The sequence below is a fragment of the Pantoea sp. X-Soil-TKNS-1279 genome (assembly GCF_059730565.1).
On sequence record NZ_AP035948.1, the window covers coordinates 1,713,070 to 1,736,083 of the forward strand.

Annotated in this window: 23 protein-coding genes; 9 read left to right on the plus strand and 14 right to left on the minus strand. The window is 52.3% G+C overall.

The window, feature by feature from the left end; genetic code table 11:
- Positions 1–150: 150 nt before the first annotated feature.
- Positions 151–1,608, plus strand: a complete 1,458-nt coding sequence (locus AC6I8N_RS08090) for a phospholipase D family protein (RefSeq protein ID WP_497830464.1) — start codon at positions 151–153, stop codon at positions 1,606–1,608.
- Between the two features lie 31 nt (positions 1,609–1,639).
- Here the strand turns inward: AC6I8N_RS08090 and mdoC are convergent, their stop codons facing one another.
- On the minus strand, positions 1,640–2,764 hold the full coding sequence (gene mdoC / locus AC6I8N_RS08095; protein WP_497830465.1) for a glucans biosynthesis protein MdoC: 1,125 nt from the start codon (positions 2,762–2,764) through the stop codon (positions 1,640–1,642).
- Positions 2,765–3,033: 269 nt separating this feature from the next.
- Here mdoC and AC6I8N_RS08100 point away from each other — a divergent pair, with 269 nt between their 5' ends.
- The 3 genes from AC6I8N_RS08100 to AC6I8N_RS08110 all read left to right on the plus strand — a co-directional run bounded on the left by AC6I8N_RS08100 (position 3,034) and on the right by AC6I8N_RS08110 (position 7,524).
- Positions 3,034–4,569 carry a glucan biosynthesis protein G gene (locus AC6I8N_RS08100; RefSeq protein WP_200864688.1) on the plus strand — a complete coding sequence of 512 codons (1,536 nt, stop codon included), beginning with the start codon at positions 3,034–3,036 and terminating at the stop codon, positions 4,567–4,569.
- On the plus strand, positions 4,562–7,114 hold the full coding sequence (gene mdoH, locus AC6I8N_RS08105; protein ID WP_497830466.1) for a glucans biosynthesis glucosyltransferase MdoH: 2,553 nt from the start codon (positions 4,562–4,564) through the stop codon (positions 7,112–7,114). Before AC6I8N_RS08100 ends, mdoH begins: the two co-directional genes overlap by 8 nt.
- A gap of 182 nt (positions 7,115–7,296) precedes the next feature.
- Positions 7,297–7,524, plus strand: a complete 228-nt coding sequence (locus tag AC6I8N_RS08110) for a YceK/YidQ family lipoprotein (RefSeq protein ID WP_021186042.1) — start codon at positions 7,297–7,299, stop codon at positions 7,522–7,524.
- A gap of 3 nt (positions 7,525–7,527) precedes the next feature.
- Here AC6I8N_RS08110 and AC6I8N_RS08115 read toward each other — a convergent pair whose 3' ends face one another.
- The 3 genes from AC6I8N_RS08115 to AC6I8N_RS08125 all read right to left on the minus strand — a co-directional run bounded on the left by AC6I8N_RS08115 (position 7,528) and on the right by AC6I8N_RS08125 (position 9,789).
- Positions 7,528–7,926 carry a MysB family protein gene (locus tag AC6I8N_RS08115; protein ID WP_497830467.1) on the minus strand — a complete coding sequence of 133 codons (399 nt, stop codon included), beginning with the start codon at positions 7,924–7,926 and terminating at the stop codon, positions 7,528–7,530.
- A 113-nt stretch (positions 7,927–8,039) separates the two neighbouring features.
- Positions 8,040–8,306 carry a hypothetical protein gene (locus AC6I8N_RS08120; RefSeq protein WP_497830468.1) on the minus strand — a complete coding sequence of 89 codons (267 nt, stop codon included), beginning with the start codon at positions 8,304–8,306 and terminating at the stop codon, positions 8,040–8,042.
- Between the two features lie 559 nt (positions 8,307–8,865).
- On the minus strand, positions 8,866–9,789 hold the full coding sequence (locus AC6I8N_RS08125) for a Kdo(2)-lipid IV(A) acyltransferase (protein WP_497830469.1): 924 nt from the start codon (positions 9,787–9,789) through the stop codon (positions 8,866–8,868).
- Between the two features lie 266 nt (positions 9,790–10,055).
- On the opposite strand from AC6I8N_RS08125, the gene trhO reads away from it, so the two are divergent.
- On the plus strand, positions 10,056–11,111 hold the full coding sequence (gene trhO / locus AC6I8N_RS08130) for an oxygen-dependent tRNA uridine(34) hydroxylase TrhO (RefSeq protein WP_497830470.1): 1,056 nt from the start codon (positions 10,056–10,058) through the stop codon (positions 11,109–11,111).
- 39 nt (positions 11,112–11,150) lie between these two features.
- Here the strand turns inward: trhO and AC6I8N_RS08135 are convergent, their stop codons facing one another.
- The 10 genes from AC6I8N_RS08135 to mdtH form a co-directional block, all read right to left on the minus strand.
- Positions 11,151–11,726 carry a YceI family protein gene (locus tag AC6I8N_RS08135; protein ID WP_497830471.1) on the minus strand — a complete coding sequence of 192 codons (576 nt, stop codon included), beginning with the start codon at positions 11,724–11,726 and terminating at the stop codon, positions 11,151–11,153.
- Position 11,727: 1 nt separating this feature from the next.
- Positions 11,728–12,303, minus strand: a complete 576-nt coding sequence (locus AC6I8N_RS08140) for a cytochrome b (protein WP_497830472.1) — start codon at positions 12,301–12,303, stop codon at positions 11,728–11,730.
- 292 nt (positions 12,304–12,595) lie between these two features.
- Positions 12,596–13,711 carry an N-methyl-L-tryptophan oxidase gene (gene solA, locus AC6I8N_RS08145; RefSeq protein WP_497830473.1) on the minus strand — a complete coding sequence of 372 codons (1,116 nt, stop codon included), beginning with the start codon at positions 13,709–13,711 and terminating at the stop codon, positions 12,596–12,598.
- Between the two features lie 106 nt (positions 13,712–13,817).
- Positions 13,818–14,072 (minus strand): biofilm formation regulator BssS, encoded by a 255-nt coding sequence (gene bssS / locus AC6I8N_RS08150; RefSeq protein ID WP_013508627.1) that lies wholly within the window; start codon positions 14,070–14,072, stop codon positions 13,818–13,820.
- A gap of 289 nt (positions 14,073–14,361) precedes the next feature.
- Positions 14,362–14,631, minus strand: coding sequence for a hypothetical protein (locus AC6I8N_RS08155; protein ID WP_208725234.1), 270 nt, complete (start codon positions 14,629–14,631; stop codon positions 14,362–14,364).
- A 143-nt stretch (positions 14,632–14,774) separates the two neighbouring features.
- Complete coding sequence (gene dinI, locus AC6I8N_RS08160) at positions 14,775–15,020, minus strand: DNA damage-inducible protein I (RefSeq protein WP_013508629.1); 246 nt, start codon at positions 15,018–15,020, stop codon at positions 14,775–14,777.
- A gap of 69 nt (positions 15,021–15,089) precedes the next feature.
- Positions 15,090–16,136, minus strand: coding sequence for a dihydroorotase (gene pyrC / locus AC6I8N_RS08165; RefSeq protein ID WP_021186033.1), 1,047 nt, complete (start codon positions 16,134–16,136; stop codon positions 15,090–15,092).
- 179 nt (positions 16,137–16,315) lie between these two features.
- Positions 16,316–16,879, minus strand: a complete 564-nt coding sequence (locus AC6I8N_RS08170; RefSeq protein ID WP_036627684.1) for a lipoprotein — start codon at positions 16,877–16,879, stop codon at positions 16,316–16,318.
- Positions 16,880–16,989: 110 nt separating this feature from the next.
- On the minus strand, positions 16,990–17,637 hold the full coding sequence (gene grxB / locus AC6I8N_RS08175) for a glutaredoxin 2 (RefSeq protein WP_021186031.1): 648 nt from the start codon (positions 17,635–17,637) through the stop codon (positions 16,990–16,992).
- Positions 17,638–17,725: 88 nt separating this feature from the next.
- A complete protein-coding gene (gene mdtH, locus AC6I8N_RS08180; RefSeq protein ID WP_021186030.1) occupies positions 17,726–18,928 on the minus strand; it encodes a multidrug efflux MFS transporter MdtH in 1,203 nt (400 codons plus the stop codon).
- Positions 18,929–19,175: 247 nt separating this feature from the next.
- Between mdtH and rimJ the strand changes: the two genes are divergently transcribed.
- The 4 genes from rimJ to murJ all read left to right on the plus strand — a co-directional run bounded on the left by rimJ (position 19,176) and on the right by murJ (position 23,004).
- On the plus strand, positions 19,176–19,766 hold the full coding sequence (rimJ, locus tag AC6I8N_RS08185) for a ribosomal protein S5-alanine N-acetyltransferase (protein WP_013508634.1): 591 nt from the start codon (positions 19,176–19,178) through the stop codon (positions 19,764–19,766).
- A gap of 17 nt (positions 19,767–19,783) precedes the next feature.
- Positions 19,784–20,422 carry a YceH family protein gene (locus tag AC6I8N_RS08190; protein WP_497830474.1) on the plus strand — a complete coding sequence of 213 codons (639 nt, stop codon included), beginning with the start codon at positions 19,784–19,786 and terminating at the stop codon, positions 20,420–20,422.
- A 1-nt stretch (position 20,423) separates the two neighbouring features.
- Positions 20,424–21,344, plus strand: a complete 921-nt coding sequence (locus tag AC6I8N_RS08195) for a Gfo/Idh/MocA family protein (RefSeq protein ID WP_021186027.1) — start codon at positions 20,424–20,426, stop codon at positions 21,342–21,344.
- A 121-nt stretch (positions 21,345–21,465) separates the two neighbouring features.
- A complete protein-coding gene (gene murJ, locus AC6I8N_RS08200; protein WP_021186026.1) occupies positions 21,466–23,004 on the plus strand; it encodes a murein biosynthesis integral membrane protein MurJ in 1,539 nt (512 codons plus the stop codon).
- The last annotated feature ends 10 nt before the right edge of the window (positions 23,005–23,014 follow it).

Here is a 23,014-nt window from a genome sequence, read left to right on the forward strand (position 1 = left end):
CCTCTCCTCACGGGGAACGCCGAATGCAGATCGTCCCGCTAAGTCTAGACTAAATTAAGCGCAGGCCAGCCGCTGCAACCGGAAGCCTCTGATTGCGATGCGCTGTGCTGCCACCAACAATAAGAAGATTATGTGTTGCAGGGAACCTGTATGAGCGAAGCCGTACCACGCCATTCTGAGGAAAATCAGCGAAACTGGCTTAACGAAATTGTGGATGCACGCTGCGCGCGCCATCCGGGGATGAGTGGCGTCCATCCTCTCAATGATGGGCTGGATGCGTTTGCTGCACGTTATCTGTTGATGGGCATGGCCCGAAACACCATCGATGTGCAGTACTACATCTGGCAAAACGACATGTCAGGCCGCCTGCTGTTCAGCGCGCTGCTCGATGCAGCGGAACGCGGCGTTAAGGTGCGGCTGCTGTTGGATGACAACAACACGCCCGGCCTCGATGAAACCCTCGCCGAACTGGACCGCCATCCCAATATCGCGGTGCGATTGTTTAATCCTTTCTCGTTTCGCACCTTGCGTATGCTGGGCTATCTGACCGATTTCGCCCGCCTCAATCGCCGTATGCATAATAAAAGCCTGACGGTGGACGGTGCCATCACCCTGGTGGGGGGGCGAAATATTGGCGATGAATATTTTGGCACCGGTGATGAGCCGTTGTTCACCGATCTCGACGTGATGGTCATCGGCCCGGTGGTACCGGAAGTGGCGCAGGATTTTGAGCGCTACTGGCGCAGCAAAGCCGTGTTGCCATTACGCAGCGTGGTGGAGGTGCGCGGCGAGCACCAGGCCGTGCGACTGCCGGAAGCCTGGCAAGATAGTGAGGCGGTACAGCGTTATCTGGCGCGGCTGGATCACTCCCCATTTGTTGGTCAGATGGCAGAGGGGACGCTGAGTATGACCTGGGCTGCGACGCGCTTGTTAAGCGATGATCCGCGCAAAGGGCTGGGCAAAGCGAAGCGTTCCTCTTTGCTGCCACAGCGAATGCTGGAGGTGATTGGAACGCCACAACAGCAGTTCGACATTATCTCGGCCTACTTTGTCCCGACGCGGGCTGGTGTGGCACAGCTGCTGGCGTTGAAACGGCGTGGGGTCAAAATCGCGGTTCTGACTAATTCACTGGCCGCTAATGACGTCAGCGTGGTGCACGCGGGTTATGCGCGCTGGCGCAAAAAGTTGCTCCGTCACGGCATCGCGTTATACGAACTGAAACCACAGGCCAATGCCAGCGACGCGCCCCACGATCGCGGGCTAACCGGGAACTCCGGTTCCAGTCTGCATGCCAAAACCTTTACCGTGGATAATCGTAAAGTGTTTATTGGATCGTTTAATTTCGATCCTCGTTCAGCGGTGCTTAACACCGAAATGGGACTGGTGATTGAGAGCGACACCCTGGCGCAGCGTACTCATCAACGCTTTATTCAGGGGATGCGGGACCGTGCCTGGATGTTACGGCTTGATGGATGGGGCCGGGTGAATTGGGTGGAATATCCGGGTGAGGCCGGTGAGGTGGTGCATATTCACGAGCCGCAATGTACCTGGTTTCAGCGGCTGATGGTGCGACTGGTGTGGCATTTGCCGATTGAATGGTTGTTGTGAAAGCAGCGGGCCAGCTTAGCTGGCCCGTGGGTTATGCACGCTGTGGTTTGCCGGAGAACAGAAAGCGCAGCAGTGGAATACGCAGATGGATTTCATACAGGGTAAATGACACGCCAAACACCATCAGCAGGCCGAGGAAAAAACCCAGCGTGTTATTGCTGATCAGTGGGGTGATAAAAATGCCGTACAGCAGGGTGAGCGGATGGTGCACCAGATAAATAAACAGCGAGGCATTCACCAGATACATGATGCGGGGCGAATGGCTGTTCAGCAGTTTATGTCCGAAGCAGAAACAGACGTTCAGCATGCACAGGCCCATCAGGGTTGAAATCACGTTGTCGATTTCATACAGCCAACCATCGCCGCTGCTGAAGCGTTGATTGAGGCTGTAGGCGACAAACACCGCAATGGCACCAAAACACATCACCGGATTAAAACGCACAAACAACGCCTTCAGTGGCGGATGTTTCCAGCTCAATGCTCCCAACATAAAGAAGGGCAGGAAGAACAGGCTTTGCATCACGGCGGTGCTGAACAGGCCATCCATTAACCATGCGGGCTGGAAATAAAAGATTGCGCGGCGGAAGACGCACCACGCCAGCGACCACGCCAGTAACGCCAGCGTCAGTTTGCCCCAGCCCACACGGGTGTAATCAATCTGTCGATGCTGGGAGCGCAGCCAGCGGAAGGTGATCATGCCGAGGCTGGTGAGAATGACCAGCACCACCAAAAACCACAGGTGAGAAATCAGATCCCACGCCACCGCATTGTACTTTTGATACAGGGAGAAACTGTCCCAATCTCCGACTTTATCTGTCAGATTTTTTAGCAGAAAAAACTGCGGCAGGGTGATCAACGGCACGGCGGTCAGCAGCGGGATACCCACGCGCTCCAGACGCACCTTCAACCAACGTTGTGGCTTATAGCGCAGATATAGCATGTAGGAAAAATAGCCGGAAATGACGAAAAACACCTGCATGCGAAATGCGTGAATGAAGTCATTAAACACCGTCAGCCACATCGAGGCATCCTGGCTATTTACTGCCCATTTTTGTGTCGAGTAAATCAGGGAGACGTGAAAGGGTACGCCCAATAGCATTAAATAAGCTCGAATCGAATCGAGAAAATATTCGCGTTCGGATTTTGCTGCAGTCATAAGCATCCAATAGTTTTGTGTCCTGGCCGGTTTCGCCCTGAAACCGGATTATGCCGGACGAAAATTCTACCGGCTGTAAACGAGGTATACTATAGGCTGATTCTGTATCGTCTAATTATCCTAAAAGCGCATTTTCCACTTACAAATAAGGGGAACAATCGGTTACATACGCTGTCGGAAAAAAGAATAATCCTTTAAGATATGCGGGTTTGATCTAAGCACACGCGAAAGGGGGGGATGTGCTGACTTTAGAAAAAAATATGGCCGGACTGAAGAAGATGCGCTGGTTAGGCGCGGCAGTTCTGCTGGCGTTGTACGCGAATAATAGCTGGGCGTTCAACCTCGATGATGTAGCAAAACAGGCTCAGGCGATGGCAGGCAAAAGCTTCGAAGCGCCGAAGAGCAATTTACCCTCTCAGTTTCGTGAAATGAAATTTGCTGACTATCAGCAGATCCAGTTTAACCACGATAAAGCCTACTGGGGCAAACTGCGCACGCCATTTAGACTTGAGTTCTATCACCAGGGTATGTACTTCGATACGCCGGTGAAAATTAACGAAGTCACCGCCAGTACGGTGCGTGAAATCAAGTACAATCCGGACTATTTCAACTTCGGCAACGTCAAGCATGACGCAGACTCGGTGAAAAACCTGGGTTTTGCCGGATTCAAAGTACTTTATCCGCTTAATGAAAAGGGTAAAGACGACGAAATCACCAGCTTCCTCGGAGCCAGCTACTTCCGCGTTATTGGTGCAGGCCAGGTTTATGGTCTGTCAGCGCGCGGTCTGGCCATCGATACGGCGTTACCTTCAGGCGAAGAGTTCCCACGCTTTAAAGAGTTCTGGATCGAGCGGCCAAAACCGCAGGACAAGCAACTGGTGATCTATGCGTTGCTCGATTCACCGCGTGCCACGGGTGCCTATCGCTTTATCGTACGTCCGGGTAAAGAATCTACTGTCGATGTGCAGGCGAAAGTCTATCTGCGTGACAACGTTGGTAAACTGGGTGTCGCGCCGTTAACCAGTATGTTCCTGTTCGGGGCTAACCAGCCGTCGCCGGTCAGCAACTTCCGTCAGGAGCTGCACGACTCCAACGGTCTGTCTATCCATGCCGGTAACGGTGAGTGGATTTGGCGTCCGCTGAATAATCCGAAACATCTGGCGGTCAGCACCTTTACCATCGAAAGCCCGAAAGGCTTTGGCTTGCTGCAACGTGGGCGTGATTTCAGCCATTATCAGGATCTCGACGATCGTTATGATCTGCGCCCGAGTGGCTGGGTTGAACCGTTAGGCGATTGGGGCAAAGGCCGGGTTGAGCTGGTGGAAATCCCGACGGCTGATGAAACCAACGACAACATTGTGGCGTTCTGGACGCCGGAAAAATTGGCTGAGCCGGGCAAAGAGATGAGTTTCCAGTATCGTCTGCACTTTACCCGTGACGAAAATCTGCTGCACTCCGATGACGTTGCCTGGGTGAAAGATACCCTGCGTTCCGCCGGAGATGTGAAGCAATCAAATCTCGTACGTCAGCCGGATGGCAGCATCGCCTTCACCGTCGATTTTGTTGGCAGAGCGATGAGCAAACTGCCGGAAAATACGCAGGTTGCACCGCAGGTCAGTGTGGGTAATAACGCTGAAGTGGTGGAGCAGAGCGTACGCTACAACCCGGTCACTAAAGGCTGGCGCCTGGTGCTACGTTTGCGCGTGAAAGATAACAAGCAGCCGACCGAGATGCGTGCGGCGCTGGTTAGTGGCGACAAGACATTGACGGAAACCTGGAGCTATCAGCTACCTGCCAATGAATAACTCGACTTTTACACCTCAATCTTACGTGGAAGCCCTGCCGCTCGATGCGGCAGGTCGCGCGCGTCTGAGCGTTTCGTTACAGAATGCGCAGGCGTTCCACGCTATTCATGCGTCGCTGGGACACGATGATGCCGCCAGCGAGCGCCCGGATGATGCGCCGCTAAAATCGGTGTCGTCCCGTGTGCAGTTGGCCTGGCCAGATTCACTGGCTGAGGGTCAGCAACTGGGTAAAGATTATCTCGGCCGTACTATCCTGAAGGCGATGCCAAAGGTTACGCGTTCGCTGATGTTCCCGGAAGCCTGGCGTACCAACCCGTTGGCTCGTGCCTGGGATTCGTTACGCGGGCATAAATCGACGCCACGTTACAAAACGGCGGAAGAACAAAAAGCGGAAGATAAGTGGCGTCACGTTGGTTCGATGCGCCGCTATGTTCTGCTGATTCTGACGCTGTTTCAGACCGTGGTTGCTACCTGGTACATGAAAACCATTCTGCCGTATCAGGGCTGGACGCTGCTCGATCCGATGGAACTGTTTAACCAGAACTGGTTGCAATCGGTGGAGTTGATCCTGCCGTATATTCTGCAAACCGGCATTCTGTTCCTGTTCGCCATTCTGTTCTGTTGGGTGTCTGCCGGTTTCTGGACCGCATTGATGGGCTTCCTGCAACTGCTGATTGGTCGTGATAAGTACAGCATCTCGTACTCCACGGTGGGGGATGAAGCCCTCAACCCGGAGCATCGTACTGCACTGATCATGCCGATCTGTAACGAAGATGTGGAACGCGTATTCGCGGGCTTACGTGCAACCTGGGAATCGGTCAAACGCACCGGGAACGCAGAACACTTTGACGTCTACATTCTGAGTGACAGCTACGATGCGGATATCGCGATTGCCGAGCAGAAAGCCTGGATGGAGCTGGTGCGCGATGTCGGTGGTGCGGGCAAGATTTTCTATCGTCGCCGTCGTCGCCGTGTGAAACGTAAAAGTGGCAACATTGATGACTTCTGCCGTCGCTGGGGTAGCAACTACAGCTACATGGTGGTACTGGACGCCGACAGCGTGATGAGCGGTGAGTGTCTCACCGGTCTGGTACGCATGATGGAAGCCAACCCGAATGCCGGTATTATCCAGTCGTCACCAAAAGCGTCAGGCATGGATACGCTGTACGCACGTTGTCAGCAATTTGCTACCCGCGTATACGGTCCGCTGTTTACTGCCGGGTTGCACTTCTGGCAGTTGGGCGAATCCCACTATTGGGGTCATAACGCCATTATTCGTGTGAAGCCGTTTATCGAGCACTGTGCGCTGGCACCGCTGCCGGGCGAAGGCTCTTTTGCCGGTTCGATTCTGTCGCATGACTTTGTCGAAGCTGCATTGATGCGTCGTGCCGGATGGGGCGTGTGGATTGCATACGACCTGCCGGGTTCCTACGAGGAGTTGCCGCCTAACCTGCTGGATGAGCTGAAGCGTGACCGTCGCTGGTGTCACGGTAACCTGATGAACTTCCGCCTGTTCCTGGTAAAAGGGATGCACCCGGTACACCGCGCGGTGTTCCTGACGGGCGTGATGTCATACCTGTCAGCGCCGTTGTGGTTTATGTTCCTCGCGCTCTCCACCGCCCTACAGGTGGTCCATACGCTGATGGAACCCACCTACTTCCTGCAACCACGTCAGTTGTTCCCGGTGTGGCCGCAGTGGCGTCCCGATCTGGCGATTGCGCTATTCTCAACCACCCTGGTGTTACTGTTCCTGCCGAAACTGCTCAGCGTGGTGCTGATTTGGTTCAAAGGCGCAAAACCTTACGGTGGGGCAGTGCGCTTGTTCTTCTCGTTGCTGCTGGAAATGCTGTTTTCGGTTCTGCTGGCACCGGTGCGTATGCTGTTCCATACCGTGTTTGTGGTCAGCGCATTCCTCGGCTGGGAAGTGGTGTGGAATTCACCGCAGCGTGACGATGATGCGACGCCCTGGAGTGAAGCATTCCGCCGCCACGGTTCGCAGATGCTGCTCGGGATTGTCTGGGCTGTCGGCATGGGCGTGCTGGATTTGAACTTCCTGTGGTGGCTGTCGCCGATTGTCTTCTCACTGATTCTGTCACCGTTCGTCTCAGTTATGTCGAGCCGTGCCACCATTGGTCTGAAGAGTAAGCGCGCGAAGCTGTTCCTGATCCCGGAAGAGTACGATCCGCCGCAAGAGTTGGTCGACACGGACAACTATCTGCAACTGAACCGCGAACGTGCGCTGAAGAATGGCTTTATGCATGCGCTGTTCAACCCGGCATTTAACGCTCTGGCGACGGCAATGGCGACTTCACGTCACCTGCACAGCAAGATACTGGATCATTCGCGCGATCGGCGTGTGGATCAGGCATTGAGCGATTCGCCGGAAAAACTGAACCGTGAGCAGCGTTTACAGCTGATTAGCGATCCGGTGGTGCTGGCGCGCGTGCATACGCGCCTGTGGGAGGATGGAGATAAATATCATGAGTGGGTTGAGAGCTATCAAAAGCTGAAGCTAAACCCGCAGGCACTGCCTCAGCAGTCATGATATCGGGTCAGTAACCCAGTAAAAAAGCCGCTATCGCAACACGATAGCGGCTTTTTTTATCTGTTACGACAGCAAGACTGTTCCGACTAACGCAATCTTTACGCTGTCGGGTGTGGTTATTCACCCACACTGACGGCTAAAATAGCGCCAGGCCATTGTGAGAATTTGTTGTGAATCGTTTCATGAAATTCATCGTTGTAAGTGCAGCCATTCTGTTACTGAGCGGATGTGGCAGCATTATCAGTCGTACCGTGCCGGGGCAGGGGCACGGTAATCAATATTACCCAGGAGTGCAGTGGGATGTGCGTGACGGCGCATGGCGGATGCTTACCATCCTCGATTTACCGTTGTCATTGGTGATGGACACGCTGCTATTACCGGTGGATGCCCATCACGGACCTTACGAATAAGCTTTACGCCCAGCGGTCAGAATCACTGTTATCGTCGTCCCATTCGGCTGCTGCGGCTTCACCTTCTTCAGTATCCATCGGCGGTTCGAGCTGAAACTCTCCCTCATCCCATTCATGTAGCGTATTTTCAGATTGCCACTCCTGACGAAGCTCAATTTCGTCATAGTCATCATCAAAAATGGCCTGAGCTGCTTCGCCGCTGCGAACAGGCAGACATTCACCTTGTCCATCCTCATCAGCGAAAAACTCAGCCTGCCACATGATGTCGCCATCCTGCATGACATATTTTTGCAGAGCGAATTGGTTGACGACGGCATCGTCCTCATCCAACTCAGGTTGACTGGCGAGAAACTCTTCACGCGCCGCCTCGATGGCTTCGACTAAGGTGCTATACATGCTCATCGCAATCTCCTTGCCTGTTGAATAGGGCTTCCAGAGAAGAATAGACGAAAAATCACCATGCGCAGGAGGGAATAACATTCGGGCGAATGAGGTGCCACATCCGCCCGAATGTGTCAGAGCATTTTTTGTGGAAAATGCAGTACAGGCCGCACAGATTCGCGGATAACTGGCGCAGAATAACGAATGCAACATTTAATACAGGGTTTCACCTTTTTAAAATTAATGCGCGCAATCGATAAGGCCTGATTTAAATTATAGAGCGTACCAATAAAGACCATATCCTCCTTTTCGGGCAGACGCTTACACTCTTTCCGATGCAGTAAATGGTAATTGTCCTGATCGGTACTGACCGTCACATAATAATAGATGCCTTTATTCATATTATGAGTTCCTGCTGTATATTTGCTGTGTGTAATCTTTATTATTTTTTTTGAACAGTTATTGAACTAACTGTCATTAACGAAACTAACTGGAATCGAATTCACTAACAAATTCCAGAAAGGTATAAAGAGGGTGTGTCTTTTTTAGAAACGGAATAAGCGTTGCGGCCACCAGGATAATTCCTTGTAAATTAAGTTAATTTTCCTGCATTGATTAGCGATTTCAAAGAATTTAGTAATATTAAATAGGAATATGCCTGGAATTGGAAAAAAACAGGTCCATACAACCATATTGCGATCAATAAATTTTATTTAATCTTTCAGGTGTAAATCAACGACATGCGCATAAGATGTCGCATCGTAACCAGCACGGGCTTAAGTAATGATCACCATTGTCTGATTTTATTCTGAGAAAGCTCTATAAATATATGGTCTGAGAAAATACGCCAGCTTCAATTAAGTCTGGTACAGTTTTAACAAAAAACTGACGGATAATGTCATGAATTAAGGCAAATTTCAGTTTTGATGCAGAGGGACACTCCCTGTGTCCCACATCACATTAATAACGCGAGGGTTGGCCTTCTGGCTGGGTTTTGAAACGACGATGCAGCCACATGTACTGCTCCGGGGCCAGCAATACGCTCTCCTCAACCACTTTATTCATGCAAATTGCAGTGTCGAGTTCGCTTTCCAGTGAAAATTTGTCACGGATATCCGGCATGATTTTTAGTTCGTAGCCACGGCCATGTGGCAGGCGGCGGGCCAGAAAGGGGACAACACTGGGATTTGCCAGACGGATCAGCATATGCGTCCCGGTCGTGGTGGCGGCATCTTCAACGGCAAAAAACGGCGCGAACACACTGCTACGCGGGCCATAATCATGGTCAGGTGCATACCAGATAATGTCGTTGTTTTTCATTGCGCGGATCATGCCCTTAAGGTCTTTACGATCGAGCATGCTTTTATTGGAACGCATACGTCCCCAGGTTTGCAGCCAGTCGATCAGTTTGTTGTCGTTTGGCCGATAAACACCGATGCCGGGATTGTTCATGCCAAAAACACGGGCGCCCAACTCCAGGGTAAGAAAATGCATCCCGATAAGTAAAATACCGCGTCCGGCAGCCAGTGAAGAGTCAATATGCTCCAGACCGGTACAGGCTACCCATTTGCGGATACGCCAGTCCGGCCAGAACCAGGCCATACCGGTTTCAATCAACCCCATGCCGACCGATTCAAAATTGTGTTTTACCATCGCATTGCGTTCGCTGATTGGCATATCAGGAAAACATAACTCCAGATTACGTTGGGCAATTTTGACGCGACGCTTCAGAAACCGCATGGCAATGCGGCCCAGACCACAGCCGATGACGTATAAAACCGGGTAAGGCAATAGCACCAGTAAATAGAGAGTCCCAATACCCAACCAGGTAAACCAGTAGCGTGGATGAAGGAGTTCACGGGAAAATTGTGGAAGTTGAGTCATTGAAATGTCAGTATCCTGCGTCTTGTACCAGAGGTACCGGTTCCTGTTATTTGTGTCTATTGTGCCATTTTTTCTCTCTGACTGAAATCAAGCATAGTTGCCCTGCTGATGTCTGAATTCACCTTATCGCATTAAAATATAATTGCCGAACAAAAATGCGGCACAGCTCACCCTTGCCGATATTCGCGGCAAAGGCTATGCATTGTGGTGATTTCAGGTATCATGTGCGCGCTCATTTTTTCCTATTGCTAACAGGAACGAACACCATGCCAGTGTTACACAACCTTGTTTCCAATAAAGAGCTGAAGGCACGCATGCTGGCTGAAACCGAGCCGCGTACCACAGTCTCTTTTTATAAATACTTCCAGATTGCCGATCCCAAAGCATTCCGCGATGCGTTGTACATTGGGTTAACCAAGCTCAAGGTATTTGGCCGCGTGTATGTCGCCCATGAAGGCATCAACGCGCAAATCAGTGTGCCCGCCAGCCAGTATGAAAGCATGAAAGCTTTTCTCTACGGCTTCGATCCGGCACTGAATAATCTGCGTATGAATATCGCGCTGGATGATGATGGGAAATCATTCTGGGTTTTGCGCCTGAAAGTACGCGATCGCATCGTCGCAGACGGTATTGAAGACAACAGCTTTGATGCCAGCGATGTCGGTAACTATCTGAAAGCCGCCGATGTCAATACGATGCTGGATGATCCCAATGCGGTGTTTGTCGATATGCGTAACCACTACGAATTCGAAGTGGGGCATTTTGATAATGCGCTGGAAGTCCCTGCTGATACTTTCCGCGATCAGCTGCCGATGGCGGTCGACATGCTGAAAGACCAGAAAGATAAAAAGATTGTTATGTATTGCACCGGCGGCATTCGTTGCGAGAAAGCCAGTGCCTGGATGAAACATAACGGTTTTGATGATGTTTATCACATCGAAGGCGGCATCATTGAATACACCCGCCGGGCGCGTGAGCAGGGGTTACCGGTACGTTTTAAAGGCAAAAACTTTGTCTTTGATGAACGTATGGGGGAACGCATTTCCGATGATGTGCTGTCGAATTGTCATCAGTGTGGCGTACCTTGTGACACCCACACCAACTGCGTCAATGACGGCTGTCATTTGCTGTTTATTCAGTGCCCAAGCTGTGCCGAGAAGTTTCACAATTGCTGTAGCCCGCTGTGCATGGAAGAGTCAAAACTGTCGCCGGAAGAGCAGCGCACACGTCGCGCTGGTCGTGAAAATGGCAACAAAGTCTTCAATAAATCGCGTGGTTTGCTCAACATGACGATGGCAATTCCATTGCCAGAGAAGAAGTAAGTAACCGGCAGCCTGCCACGATGCAGGCTGCCTCATTTTTTACTGTCGAACCCCTTCGACTGAAATAATCAATTCCGCTTTTTGCGATGCTGGTCCCAGATCTTTGTTGATGTTGAATTCTTTCAACACCACATCGCCACTGGCCTCAAAGCCTGCACGATAGCCTCCCCAGGGATCTTTACCTTCGCCAATCAAATGCGCATTCAGCGTAATCGGTTTGGTTACGCCGTTGAGGGTCAAATCGCCGTTGATTTTATACTCATTGCCCTCTTTCTTAACGGCAGTGGAGACAAACGTCGCCTGCGGGAATTTGTCCGTATTCAGGAAATCAGCACTGCGCAGGTGTTTATCACGTTCGGCATGGTTGGTATCGAGACTACCGGTATTAATGGTGACATTGACTTTGTCGGCACCTGGGTTCGCTTCATCAAAGGTAAAACTGCCATCGAAATCCTTAAAGCTACCGTAGAGCCAGCTGTAGCCGAGATGCTGAATACGGAACTGGACAAAGGCGTGTTGTCCCTGTTTATCAAATTTGTAATCTGCGGCATTGGCCGTCAGGCTGGCGGCCAGTAAACCAGCACCTGAAAGCATCAGCAGGGTCTTCTTAAGCATGTCACTTTTCCTTTTCAGAGGTTAATGGGATGCGGCAACCCAGCATCCTTTGCAGCGTGATATCACGGTCAATAAAGTGGTGTTTCAGCGCGGCAAGCCCGTGTAGTACCGAAAGCACCACCACCGTCCAGGCAAGCCAGAGATGAATATCGCCAGCTACATCGGCTTGTTCTGCTGCCCCAGCAGCCAACGCGGGGATATCGAACCAGCCAAACAACGAAACAGGTTTACCGTCAGCGGTGGAGATCAAATAGCCACTGACCAGTATGGCCAGCAGCAGGCTGTACAGCAGCCAGTGAGCGGCAATCGCCGCAAACCGGACCACAGGGGAGTAGCTGCGCAGTGGTGCCGGAGGAGGGGACAGGAAACGCCACAGCAGGCGTAGCAACAGGGCCATCAATAACAGGATGCCAATACTTTTGTGAATTTCTGGTGCGCTGTGATACCAGCTGTCGTAGTAACCCAGCCCGACCATCCACAATCCGAGCGCAAACATGCCATAAATGGCGAGCGCCATTAGCCAGTGTAATAAGATAGATATCAAACCAAATTGCTGTGGGGAATTGCGCCACATCATCGGTAAATCCTGTTTGGAAATAACTGGTAATTAGAATCCATATATTGAAATATAAAATCAATCACCCTTACTTTTCTATAAACTATGAAATAACCATTCGGTATTTATGGTGATATATGCCCGAAGCGCTCAGAAATATTGAATAACTACGCGGGAAAGTCGCTGGAATAAAGCGTTGAAATTAATTACTACACCTTTTGCGCTGTCATTTAATCCAGTAATTAAATATTTGTGGGTTTATGTCAGGAAGTGTCAGGCAGGCCGCTGGCGCAGGGGCAGCGGCCATGAGATGTCAGGCAAAACGCGTCAGTGAGAAGGGGGTAATATCGAACGAAAAAGGCTTGTCCTGAGCAAACTCACTGGCCAATTCACCCAGTACGCTGGCGAATTTAAAGCCATGGCCGCTCAGTCCAGTGATAATTAAGCGGTTTGGCTCGCCTGGTAACGTATCAATGATAAAGTCCTCGTCAGGCGTGTTGTCATAGCTACAGGCTTCACCATGTAAACAAACCCCCACGCCAGGCAGAAACTGGCGTAAAAAGCTGAAGGCTTCGCTACCATCGGCGGCGACACTGCCGAACGGCTTGCGATCCGCAGGTGTCTGCATAACCTGCCCACCATCATGTCGGCCTACTTTGAGCGCATTATTGTCTGCCGGGAAGCCATAGAAGTGACTACCGTCGCCCATCTCTACGGTAAAACCAGGGAATTGGTTGTTTTCACTGTAGCGCCCATCCGCCTGATGCCAGGCAAACACTTTTCGCACCGGGGTGACCGGCAAATTGTTCACCAACTGGCTCACCCAGGTTCCGGCACTGACCAGCAGTTTACGGGCGCGAAACATGCCTTCACTGGTGGTGACCTGTTGCAGATCGCCATCCCGACCAATGTCTGTCACCGGGCAGTTAAATAGCTGCGCGCAGCCCGCCTGTTCCGCCAGTTTTACCCAACTGCGCACCGCCTCTTCGCACTTGAGAAAACCGGAATTGGGTTCGAACACCCCAATGTAACCATCGGGTACGGAAAATTGTGGCCAGCGTTTGCGAACTTCATCTGCCTGCAAAATCTGTACGTCAAGTTGCCAGACGCGCGCGCTGTCGATGACGTTTTGAATAAAGGTGGAAGTGACAGGAGCGAGGTTGAGGATGCCGCTACGGTGCATAATGCGTTCACCACCGCGTTGTTCCAGTTCATCCCACAAGGTTTGCGCACGCAACACCAACGGAACATAGCGTTCGCCCTCACCGTAGGCGTGGCGGATTAAGCGGGTTTCACCGTGATGGGTACCCTGAGTATGGGGCGGGTGGGCACTATCAATCATCAATACCGAGAGACCCGCCTGAGTGGCATAGTACCCGGCGGCTGCACCTACTGATCCACTGCCAACCACAATCAGATCATAAACCATGTGACATTACTCCTGAAAAACGGCGAACTTTTTCAGCAGCATATCAAAAGAGCGCGCACATGAAAAAGGCACCCTTGAGGGTGCCCCTTACACGCGATGGGAGAAATTAATGCTTTTGATTATCGCGTAGGTATTGCTCGGTAGACTCAATTTTCGCAATGCCAGCTTCAAGTATCGAGATAAACTGTCGGGCCACGTCGGTGGTCAGCCAGTAGGTAGGGCCAACATCAGCTTCTTCTTCTTTCTGATCCTGCGATGATAGCGAGTGCAGGCGAATCATCATGGCGTCATAGCTGTCAACGGTGCTAATGTCCCATCCCACTAATGGATGAGTCTGGATGACGTCTTTATTTCTGTCCATTATAACCTCCTTTTTACTCGTTAAACGAAGTGATTCTTGAGGTTCAATGCGGCTGTTCTTGCACAAGCGAGATAATTATAACATGAAACGAACGGTACAATAGTTAAAAAATGTGGTGGTGAAAAAAAACACAAAATAAATGCTTTTGAGATGCGTCTTTTTAAAAAATAATAATACACCTACCGGTGTGGGTATTTTTCCGCGCAACAAATTACCGACGCTAAAGAGATTATCGGCAGCAAAGTCGCCTGGCTTTAGGAAAACTCTTGAGCCGATGAAAACTGTGAAGTTAGCCCTTTTCCTGGTCCTGAACGGTTCCCGCGCATTTTTGAATCTCTTCAGCCAGACGAGCAAATTGGTGCTGTAACTGCTCGTCGTGGTTCTGATTTTGCGCTTCGAGCGTCAGATTATGGACCAGCAACTGGCTGGCGCGATCGTCCAGACAGAAGGTCAGATTGGCGAAGGCACTTTCCAGCACGGTCAAGCGGCGTTGCTGTTCGCTGATTAATGCCAGCAGCTCGCCAAACGTCATTGCCTCTTCCGGTTTATCGTGAGTCATGTAAAACGTCTCCTGTCAGCATGACGTGCGCAAGAATGGGTGGGGAGTAATGATGATTTTAGATGCAGAGAGTTTGTCTGGCGAGGCGGAAATAAAACAAAAAAGCCGGGTGGCGAAACCCGGCAAAAACTGCGCAGTGGCGGTTAATCGGTAATAAACCAGTCGTCAGCGCTTTCCCAGGTTTCCTGTAAAATATCGCTGATACGTTCGCGATTTTCTTTGCAACCACCAAAAACGCTCAGTTGATTGCCGCTGGCATAACGAACTTTGACATGATGTTCATCGTCTGGGAAATCACGGGAGATGCGGCGGGTAAGCTCTGCGCTTAACGCATCCAGTGCGCCCGCAGGAAGGGGCTGAGTTTTTGCTACGGTAATTTCAACACGCATAAACGCCTCCGAAATAATATACTGGTTATTTGTACAGTATAATTATCCCGAAGGCAAGCGCGAAAAATATCAGTCAGTCACACGCCAGTTAAGTGTCTCACCGGCGAGGAAGGGCACCAGGGTATCGTCAGCGACCGCCACGCTCTGCTCAACCGTCCACGGCTCCCGCACCAGCGTCAGTGTCCCTTCATTCAATGGCAAGCCGTAGAAGTTTGGCCCGTTTTCGGAACAGAAGGCTTCAAAGTGCTGCAACGCACCCAGTTCTTCAAATACGGTAGCGTAGGCCGGTAAAGATGTCGGCGCGTTGAAGACCCCGGCACACCCGCAACTGGCTTCTTTCAGATGACGCAAATGCGGCGCAGTATCGGTGCCGAGGAACACACGACGGTTTCCGCTGGCGACCAGTTTGCGCAGTGCCTCCTGATGAATATTACGCTTCAGGATTGGCAGGCAATACAGGTGGGGACGCACACCGCCAACCAGCATATGGTTACGGTTAAACATCAGATGCTGGGGAGTAATGGTCGCGCCCAACAGTTCATTACCGGCAGCAAGATATTCAGCCGCTTCTTTGGTGGTGATGTGCTCCATCACGACTTTCAGGCCAGGGAATTGCTGACGCAGCGGTTCCAGTACGGTTTCGATAAAACGCGCTTCGCGGTCAAAAATATCAATGTGCGAATCGGTTACTTCACCGTGCACCAGCATCGGCATTCCGATTTGCTGCATCCGTTCCAGCACGCGAGCGATAGACGCGATATTGGTCACGCCGTGGCTGGAGTTAGTGGTGGCATGGGCCGGATAGAGTTTTGCGGCCGTAAACACCCCGGCACGAAAGCCTTGTTCAATCTCATCGGGATCCAGAGAATCGGTGAGGTAGCAGGTCATCAGCGGCGTAAAGTTATGCTCTGCTGGCAGTGCAGCGAGAATGCGATCGCGATACGCGATGGCAGCAGCAACGCTGGTCACCGGCGGAACCAGGTTTGGCATGACAATCGCACGACCATTCACCGCACTGGTGTAAGGCAAAACTGCCTGAAGCATTGCGCCATCGCGCAGATGGATATGCCAGTCGTCAGGGCGGCGAATCGTGATTTGCTGAGGTTGGGCTGTCATTCAAAAGGCTCCGGCTAGGTAGAAAACGAAAGGCACGTTTAGGCCGGGGAGTAATCATAAGGATGTGAGCAACCGTTTGCACGGGATTTTATTCATGTTGCGTAGCGGCGCGATTTATCGCGCGGGTTTTACCCCGTACAGCGCGATCAATCGCGCCGCTACGTATCATTGCAAGGGAATTAGTCAGTGAACGGGATCACCAACTGACCGGGTTTCACTTCCAGGCCTTTGGCGAATTTCTTCGCCAGCGCTTCGCCTTTGCTACGATCTTCGCTCAACACATACGCGGGTTTTTCATCGAAGTAACGTTTCAGCGATTCATTGAGATAAGGCGTCAGCGTTTTCATGATCGACGCCATTTTTTCCGGTTGCACCTGGGCATCAACGATCTCCAGATCCTTCAGGTAGATTGCTCCCTGTTGCGCATTGAAGACCGGCTGTGCTTTCATTTTTAGCTGCATTTCAGCTTGCTGTGGGCCAAACAGGGAGCTGACATTAATGTTAGCTTTACCGGATAAGGTGATCTTACCGGGTTCTTCACGGCCAATCTGGCTGCTCAAATCAGTCAACACAATATGCGCATTCACCAGTCCGGAAACACCCACATCCTTCTCGAAGTTGTTGTGTTTTTGCAGTGCCTGATTAACTTCCTGCTCGCTGATTGTGTATTGGGTTAATTGGTTACAGCCGGCCAGCAGCACGGCAAAAAGCAGGGCCATCAGCCCGGGAAATGCCTTCTTCATACTTTCCTCATCCTGAACAATACGGCAAACGTGCCATAGCCTGCCTGAATCAGGGGCGGGTGTCACCAGGAGAGCGATGAGAAACGCGCGGGCGCTCCTCATCAAAACGGTCAGGCAGCAATAGATGACAGCAAATTTACCTGGGTTTGTTTCGCCATATTGTCGCGATAAGCCGCTACCCGGCTTGGCCATTCGATACCGGCAACCAGGGTCAGTGAACGTAACAACGGAAACAAATTGATATCATCTATTGATAGCTCACCGTTTACCGCATTGGGTTTGACGATCAATTTATCCAGCTGACGCAAATCATCGTTGATGTTTTTGATTAATCCGGGTGAATGTTTGCGCAGCTCGCCAAAATCGCCGATGCTGGCCTGCTTTTTCTCCCGGAAATAATGACGGGCTTCAGGGGTGGCGAACTCAGCAAAAGCAGCGTCAGCAATACGCGGCAGCAGAAGTTTATTCACGTAACCATTCACATGGCGCAACCAGTCGGTGATGGCGGGATTGATTTTGCCATTTAACAAGGTTTCGCCATCCTGCTTATCCACCAGACGGACAATATCCATACTCTCCGGCATCGCGCTGCCATCGGCTTTTTGCAGAATGGGTGCCATCTTTTGACCAATGAGCTTTTTGGGGGTGTTCTCGTCGTCATTGAGCATCACGACCAGTTCAATGGGCAGATTTTTCAGGCCAAAAATCATGCGCGCTTTGACGCAAAAAGGGCAGTGATCGTAGATGTAGAGTTTCATCCTGTTTCTCCTCGGTTCCCGGGGTGACTGGCGTCACCCTTTTTACAGACGTGCGGGAAGTATGGGAGAGATTATGGGGGCGGGCAAATCAGCTGCTGTACAACGCCGGGGCCACCGAGCGCGGTTGAAACTGCCACCACAGCGCCAACAGCGTCATGCTGCCCACCGCGCTGAGCAGCATCCACGGCAATTCCGGCAGCGAGAGTTGCTGTCCGACATCAAACATCCAGCCACCGCCGGAATAACCAATCAGACCACCAATCGCCAGGCCAAGACGGCTGAACCCCATATAGCTACCACGCGCGCGTGGGCTGGCAAGCGAGGCGCTGAGGGTCTCTCGCGCCGGTTCAGCAATGATCGAGCCGAGATAAAACACGGCGATCAGGAAAAACAGCGACGGCAGCGTCGTGGTCAGACCCACCGGCAACAGGCTGATGGTCATCAGGAATAATCCGGCCATCAGCCGCGTCTCCAGCCGGAAGCGTTTTTCACTCCAGCGTGCCAACGGATAGAGCAGGCTCAGCGAAAGTAGCGCTTCAATGGCGTACATCCATTTCACCGCCGCGGGTGCCCCCGCAACCTGGTTAACCATCACCGGTAGCATAAGCATCACCTGCACGGCAAGAATGTAGTAACCGGTCAGCGTCAGTACATACAGGCGAAAACGTTTGTCCTGCCAGACGCGGTGCATACCTTCACGCATCGCGATACGTTCGGTGGAGATACGCCAGGCGGGCAACCAAATAGCGTTAAATAATGCCGCGCTGACAAAAACCGCCGCACCTACCCAACAAACCAGACGGAAGTCCCAGGCCAGTAACCAACTGCCGATCAGCGCACCCAGTACCGCGCCCGCGCTGTCCTGCATCATCAACAGGGAGAAGAAGCGTCCACGTTCGCGGGCGCGTACCAGCTTCACCACCATCGCGCTACGGGGAGGATCGAACAGCGTGCCGCCAAGGCCCGATAACAGGCAGGCCAGCCACAGCACCCAGGGTTCGTGCGCCAGCGCCATACAGGCAAAGCCCGCAGCGCGCATCAGCATACCCGAAACGATAAGGGGACGAGCGCCGAAGCGGTCAGCAATCGCACCGCCAAAAATACCGAAACCCTGCTGCACAAACTGACGCAGACCCAGCGCAATCCCGACCATTAGCGCGGCCCAGCCGAGTTGTTCGACAAAGTGAATGGAGATGAGAGGAAATACCACAAAAAAACCCAACACCACCAGCATGTTATCTACTAATAAAAATGTTTTACCAAGGCGTCGTGCCCGCGCAACCCGAGACATGCTAAATCCTGAGCAAGGAAGAGAGGAGAAAAGAGACCAGTTGGTCTATTTTCCGCCTGTGCAGGCAGGAAAAACAGGATTATCAGGATGATATTTTTTCATCGAGCCGGTAAAGAAATTAATCCTGAATTGGGATGAATAGCGAAGGGCGGGAAACGGGGTTTTACCGCAAGCAGGGTGACGGTTATAGTGAGATATAACGCCGATGGCGTACTTCCTTCTTAAGTCTTGGATTTCAGGAGTCAAGATGTTTGGCTATCGTTCTGCTGGGCCGCGCGTGCGCCTCACGACCGATCGTTTGGTGGTCCGTTTAGTTCATGAGCGTGATGCCTGGCGGTTGGCAGATTACTACGCGGAAAACCGTGTTTTTCTCAAGCCCTGGGAACCGGTACGTGATGAAAGTCATTGCTATCCGTCTGGCTGGCAGGCGCGTTTGGGATTGATTGCCGACATGCACAAACAAGGCTCGGCATTTTATTTTGTCTTAATGGATCAGGAAGAGCGTGAAGTGCGCGGTGTTGCCAACTTCAGCAACGTGCTACGAGGCTCCTTTCACGCTTGCTACCTTGGCTATTCATTAGGAGAGAAATGGCAGGGGCAGGGACTGATGTTTGAAGCCCTGCAAAGCGCCATTCGATATATGCAGCGGCAGCAGCACATGCACCGTATTATGGCGAACTACATGCCGCATAATCAGCGCAGCGGCGATCTGCTGGCACGTCTGGGCTTTGAAAAAGAGGGTTATGCCAAAGATTACCTGTTAATTGATGGCCGCTGGCAGGATCATGTTCTGACAGCCTTAACCTGGCGCGAGTGGACCCCGGACCGCCGCGGATAAGAAAAGGGAATAATTCGATGAAAATGGCATTATCAGTGCGGGCATTGCGTGTGATTGGTTGTCTGCTGGAAAAACAGGTCACCACACCCGATCAATATCCGCTGTCTCTCAATGGGGTGGTCACCGCCTGCAATCAAAAATCTAACCGTGAACCGGTGATGAACCTGAGCGAGAGCGAGGTGCAATCCCAGTTGGATGAACTGGTCAAAAAGCACCTGGTCACGTCGAACAGCGGCTTTGGTCAGCGCGTCAGTAAATATGAACAACGCTTTTGCAACTCCGCGTTTGGTAATCTGCAACTGAGTAGCGCGGAAGTGGCGGTGTTGACGTTGCTGTTTTTACGTGGAGCGCAGACACCCGGCGAGTTGCGTACCCGCAGTGGTCGCCTGCATGAATTCAGCGATATGAACGAGGTTGAGCAGACACTGAACGGCTTAATTTCCCGTGATGATGGCCCTATGGTGGTGCGTCTGACGCGAGAACCGGGTAAGCGTGAAAGTCGTTATATGCATCTTTTCGGCGGTGATGTGGTAGATGTACCTGCCACAACCACCGCTGAAGATAATGCAGATCTGGAGGAGCGGGTCGCCCAACTGGAAGCAACGGTAGCCCGGTTGCAGGCGCAACTGGAACAGTTGCTGCAACAGGAGCATTAAAATGACATTGCGTATTGGGATGGTCGGATTAGGCGGCATTGCACAGAAAGCCTGGCTGCCGGTGTTGTCGCAAGCGCAAGGCTGGCAACTGGCCGGCGCGTTCTCGCCTAATCAGGCCAAAGCGCAGCCGATTTGCGATAGCTACCGCATTCCCTGTTTTGGTCAGCTCGATGCGCTGGCGGCCGCCAGCGACGCGGTGTTTGTGCATAGCAGCACCGCCTCACATTACGAGGTGGTCAAAGCGTTGCTGCTGGCAGATAAAGATGTCTGCGTCGATAAACCTCTGGCGGAAACGCTACAGCAGGCTGAAGCGCTGGTGGCGCTGGCGGAGAAACGCAAACGCAAACTGATGGTGGCATTCAACCGCCGTTTTGCGCCGCGTTATCAACAATTACAGGCTGAAATGGCGCGTGCCGCATCGCTGCGTATCGAAAAGCACCGTGCCGACAGTGTCGGGCCGCAAGATTTGCGTTTTACGTTGTTAGACGACTATCTGCATGTGGTTGACACCGCGTTATGGCTGGCGGGTGGTAAACTCTCGCACCTCCACGGTCATATTGAAACCAACGAGCAGGGAGCGATGCTGTATGCGGAGCACCATTTTTCCGCCGGTGCGCTGCAAATCACCACCAGCATGCACCGTCGTGCCGGAACGCAACGTGAAGTGGTGAGTGCCATTTGTGAGGGTGATTACATTCAGGTGGCAGAGATGCGTGACTGGCAGCAGGAAAACCTGACAGGGTTACGCCTTGACGCGCCACCCGCATGGCAGAGTCATCTGACACAGCGTGGTTTTACCGGGGCCGCTCACCATTTTATTCAGTGCGTACAAAATCAGACGATGCCTGTAACCAGTGGCGAACAAGCGCTGGCGGCGCAGCGTCTGGTAGAAAAGCTGTGGCGTGATGCCGAACAGGAATAATCCCTTGTAACACTCAATGCTGGTCATTTCCCGCCGTGGCAGTAGACTATCGCCGGGCATTTTCGAATGCCCGCGCTAAGTTGCTCATTTATCCGACTCTTTTCAGGATGCGCCGCTAATTATGAATTTGTTGAAATCGCTGGCAGCGGTCAGTTCGATGACCCTGTTTTCCCGCGTGCTGGGCTTTGCCCGCGATGCCATCGTGGCGCGAGTGTTTGGTGCCGGAATGGCCACCGACGCCTTCTTTGTCGCCTTTAAACTGCCTAACCTGCTGCGACGTATTTTCGCTGAAGGGGCCTTCTCTCAGGCATTTGTGCCGATTCTTGCCGAATACAAAAGTAAGCAGGGCGAAGAAGCGACTCGGGTATTTGTGGCCTATGTTTCCGGGCTATTAACTCTGGTACTGGCGCTGGTGACGGTGTTGGGCATGATTGCCGCGCCCTGGGTGATTGTGGTGACTGCGCCGGGCTTTGCGGATACCGCCGATAAGTTTGCGCTCACCAGTTCGCTGCTGCGGGTGACTTTTCCGTATATCTTTTTGATTTCAATGGCGTCGCTGGCTGGGGCCATTCTGAATACCTGGAATCGATTTTCGGTTCCTGCCTTTGCCCCGACGTTGTTAAATATCAGCATGATTGGTTTTGCGCTGTTTGCCGCACCGCATTTCCATCCGCCAGTGATGGCGCTGGCCTGGGCCGTGGTGGTGGGGGGCGTGCTGCAGTTGTTCTATCAACTGCCGCATCTGAAGAAAATTGGCATGCTGGTACTGCCGCGTGTCAACCTGCGTGATGCGGGTGTCTGGCGCGTGATGCGTCAGATGGGGCCAGCGATTCTTGGTGTCTCCGTCAGCCAGATTTCTCTTATTATCAACACCATCTTTGCATCATTCCTCGTCTCGGGTTCTGTCTCCTGGATGTACTATGCCGACCGCCTGATGGAGTTTCCTTCTGGCGTGTTGGGCGTGGCACTGGGGACTATCCTGCTGCCTTCGCTGGCGAAAAGTTTTGCCAGCAATAACCATGATGAGTATTCACGGTTGATGGACTGGGGGTTACGCCTGTGTTTCCTGCTGGCACTGCCGAGTGCGGTGGCGCTGGGCATTCTTTCCGGTCCCCTGACTGTAGCCCTGTTCCAGTACGGGAAATTTACCGCCTTCGATGCGGCGATGACGCAACGTGCCTTGATTGCCTACTCGGTCGGGCTGATGGGGTTAATTGTGGTGAAAGTGTTGGCACCGGGTTTCTATTCTCGTCAGGACATCAAAACGCCGGTGAAAATTGCCATTATCACCCTGATCATGACGCAGCTGATGAACCTGGCGTTTATCGGGCCACTGAAGCATGCCGGGTTGTCGCTGTCCATCGGTCTGGCGGCCTGCCTCAATGCGGCACTGCTTTACTGGCAGCTGCGAAAACAACAGATTTTTCAGCCACAACCGGGCTGGTTTAGCTTTTTGATCCGTCTTTTGATCGCCGTGGTGGCGATGGCGGCGGCGCTTCTGGGCCTGTTGTATGTCATGCCGTCATGGGAAGTGGGACATATGTGGTGGCGTTTACTGCGTCTGGCAGCGGTGTGTGCTGTCGGTGGCGGGGCGTATTTTGTGGTGCTCGGTCTGATGGGATTTCGCCCGCGCGATTTTGCCCGCCGTACGCAGGCATAAAAGCGCTCTG

Excerpts from the sequence above, each read along its gene's own strand:
- rimJ (WP_013508634.1), top strand. The coding sequence starts at position 19,176 with ATGTTTGGCTATCGTTCTGCTGGGCCGCGCGTGCGCCTCACGACCGAT.
- murJ (WP_021186026.1), top strand. The coding sequence starts at position 21,466 with ATGAATTTGTTGAAATCGCTGGCAGCGGTCAGTTCGATGACCCTGTTT.
- mdoC (WP_497830465.1), bottom strand. The coding sequence starts at position 2,764 with ATGACTGCAGCAAAATCCGAACGCGAATATTTTCTCGATTCGATTCGA.
- AC6I8N_RS08155 (WP_208725234.1), bottom strand. The coding sequence starts at position 14,631 with ATGACTCACGATAAACCGGAAGAGGCAATGACGTTTGGCGAGCTGCTG.
- bssS (WP_013508627.1), bottom strand. The coding sequence starts at position 14,072 with ATGGACAGAAATAAAGACGTCATCCAGACTCATCCATTAGTGGGATGG.
- AC6I8N_RS08135 (WP_497830471.1), bottom strand. The coding sequence starts at position 11,726 with ATGCTTAAGAAGACCCTGCTGATGCTTTCAGGTGCTGGTTTACTGGCC.
- AC6I8N_RS08115 (WP_497830467.1), bottom strand. The coding sequence starts at position 7,926 with ATGAGCATGTATAGCACCTTAGTCGAAGCCATCGAGGCGGCGCGTGAA.
- mdoH (WP_497830466.1), top strand. The coding sequence starts at position 4,562 with ATGAATAACTCGACTTTTACACCTCAATCTTACGTGGAAGCCCTGCCG.
- AC6I8N_RS08120 (WP_497830468.1), bottom strand. The coding sequence starts at position 8,306 with ATGAATAAAGGCATCTATTATTATGTGACGGTCAGTACCGATCAGGAC.
- AC6I8N_RS08170 (WP_036627684.1), bottom strand. The coding sequence starts at position 16,879 with ATGAAGAAGGCATTTCCCGGGCTGATGGCCCTGCTTTTTGCCGTGCTG.
- AC6I8N_RS08125 (WP_497830469.1), bottom strand. The coding sequence starts at position 9,789 with ATGACTCAACTTCCACAATTTTCCCGTGAACTCCTTCATCCACGCTAC.
- trhO (WP_497830470.1), top strand. The coding sequence starts at position 10,056 with ATGCCAGTGTTACACAACCTTGTTTCCAATAAAGAGCTGAAGGCACGC.
- AC6I8N_RS08140 (WP_497830472.1), bottom strand. The coding sequence starts at position 12,303 with ATGATGTGGCGCAATTCCCCACAGCAATTTGGTTTGATATCTATCTTA.
- AC6I8N_RS08190 (WP_497830474.1), top strand. The coding sequence starts at position 19,784 with ATGAAAATGGCATTATCAGTGCGGGCATTGCGTGTGATTGGTTGTCTG.
- grxB (WP_021186031.1), bottom strand. The coding sequence starts at position 17,637 with ATGAAACTCTACATCTACGATCACTGCCCTTTTTGCGTCAAAGCGCGC.
- solA (WP_497830473.1), bottom strand. The coding sequence starts at position 13,711 with ATGGTTTATGATCTGATTGTGGTTGGCAGTGGATCAGTAGGTGCAGCC.
- pyrC (WP_021186033.1), bottom strand. The coding sequence starts at position 16,136 with ATGACAGCCCAACCTCAGCAAATCACGATTCGCCGCCCTGACGACTGG.
- AC6I8N_RS08110 (WP_021186042.1), top strand. The coding sequence starts at position 7,297 with ATGAAATTCATCGTTGTAAGTGCAGCCATTCTGTTACTGAGCGGATGT.
- mdtH (WP_021186030.1), bottom strand. The coding sequence starts at position 18,928 with ATGTCTCGGGTTGCGCGGGCACGACGCCTTGGTAAAACATTTTTATTA.
- dinI (WP_013508629.1), bottom strand. The coding sequence starts at position 15,020 with ATGCGTGTTGAAATTACCGTAGCAAAAACTCAGCCCCTTCCTGCGGGC.
- AC6I8N_RS08195 (WP_021186027.1), top strand. The coding sequence starts at position 20,424 with ATGACATTGCGTATTGGGATGGTCGGATTAGGCGGCATTGCACAGAAA.
- AC6I8N_RS08090 (WP_497830464.1), top strand. The coding sequence starts at position 151 with ATGAGCGAAGCCGTACCACGCCATTCTGAGGAAAATCAGCGAAACTGG.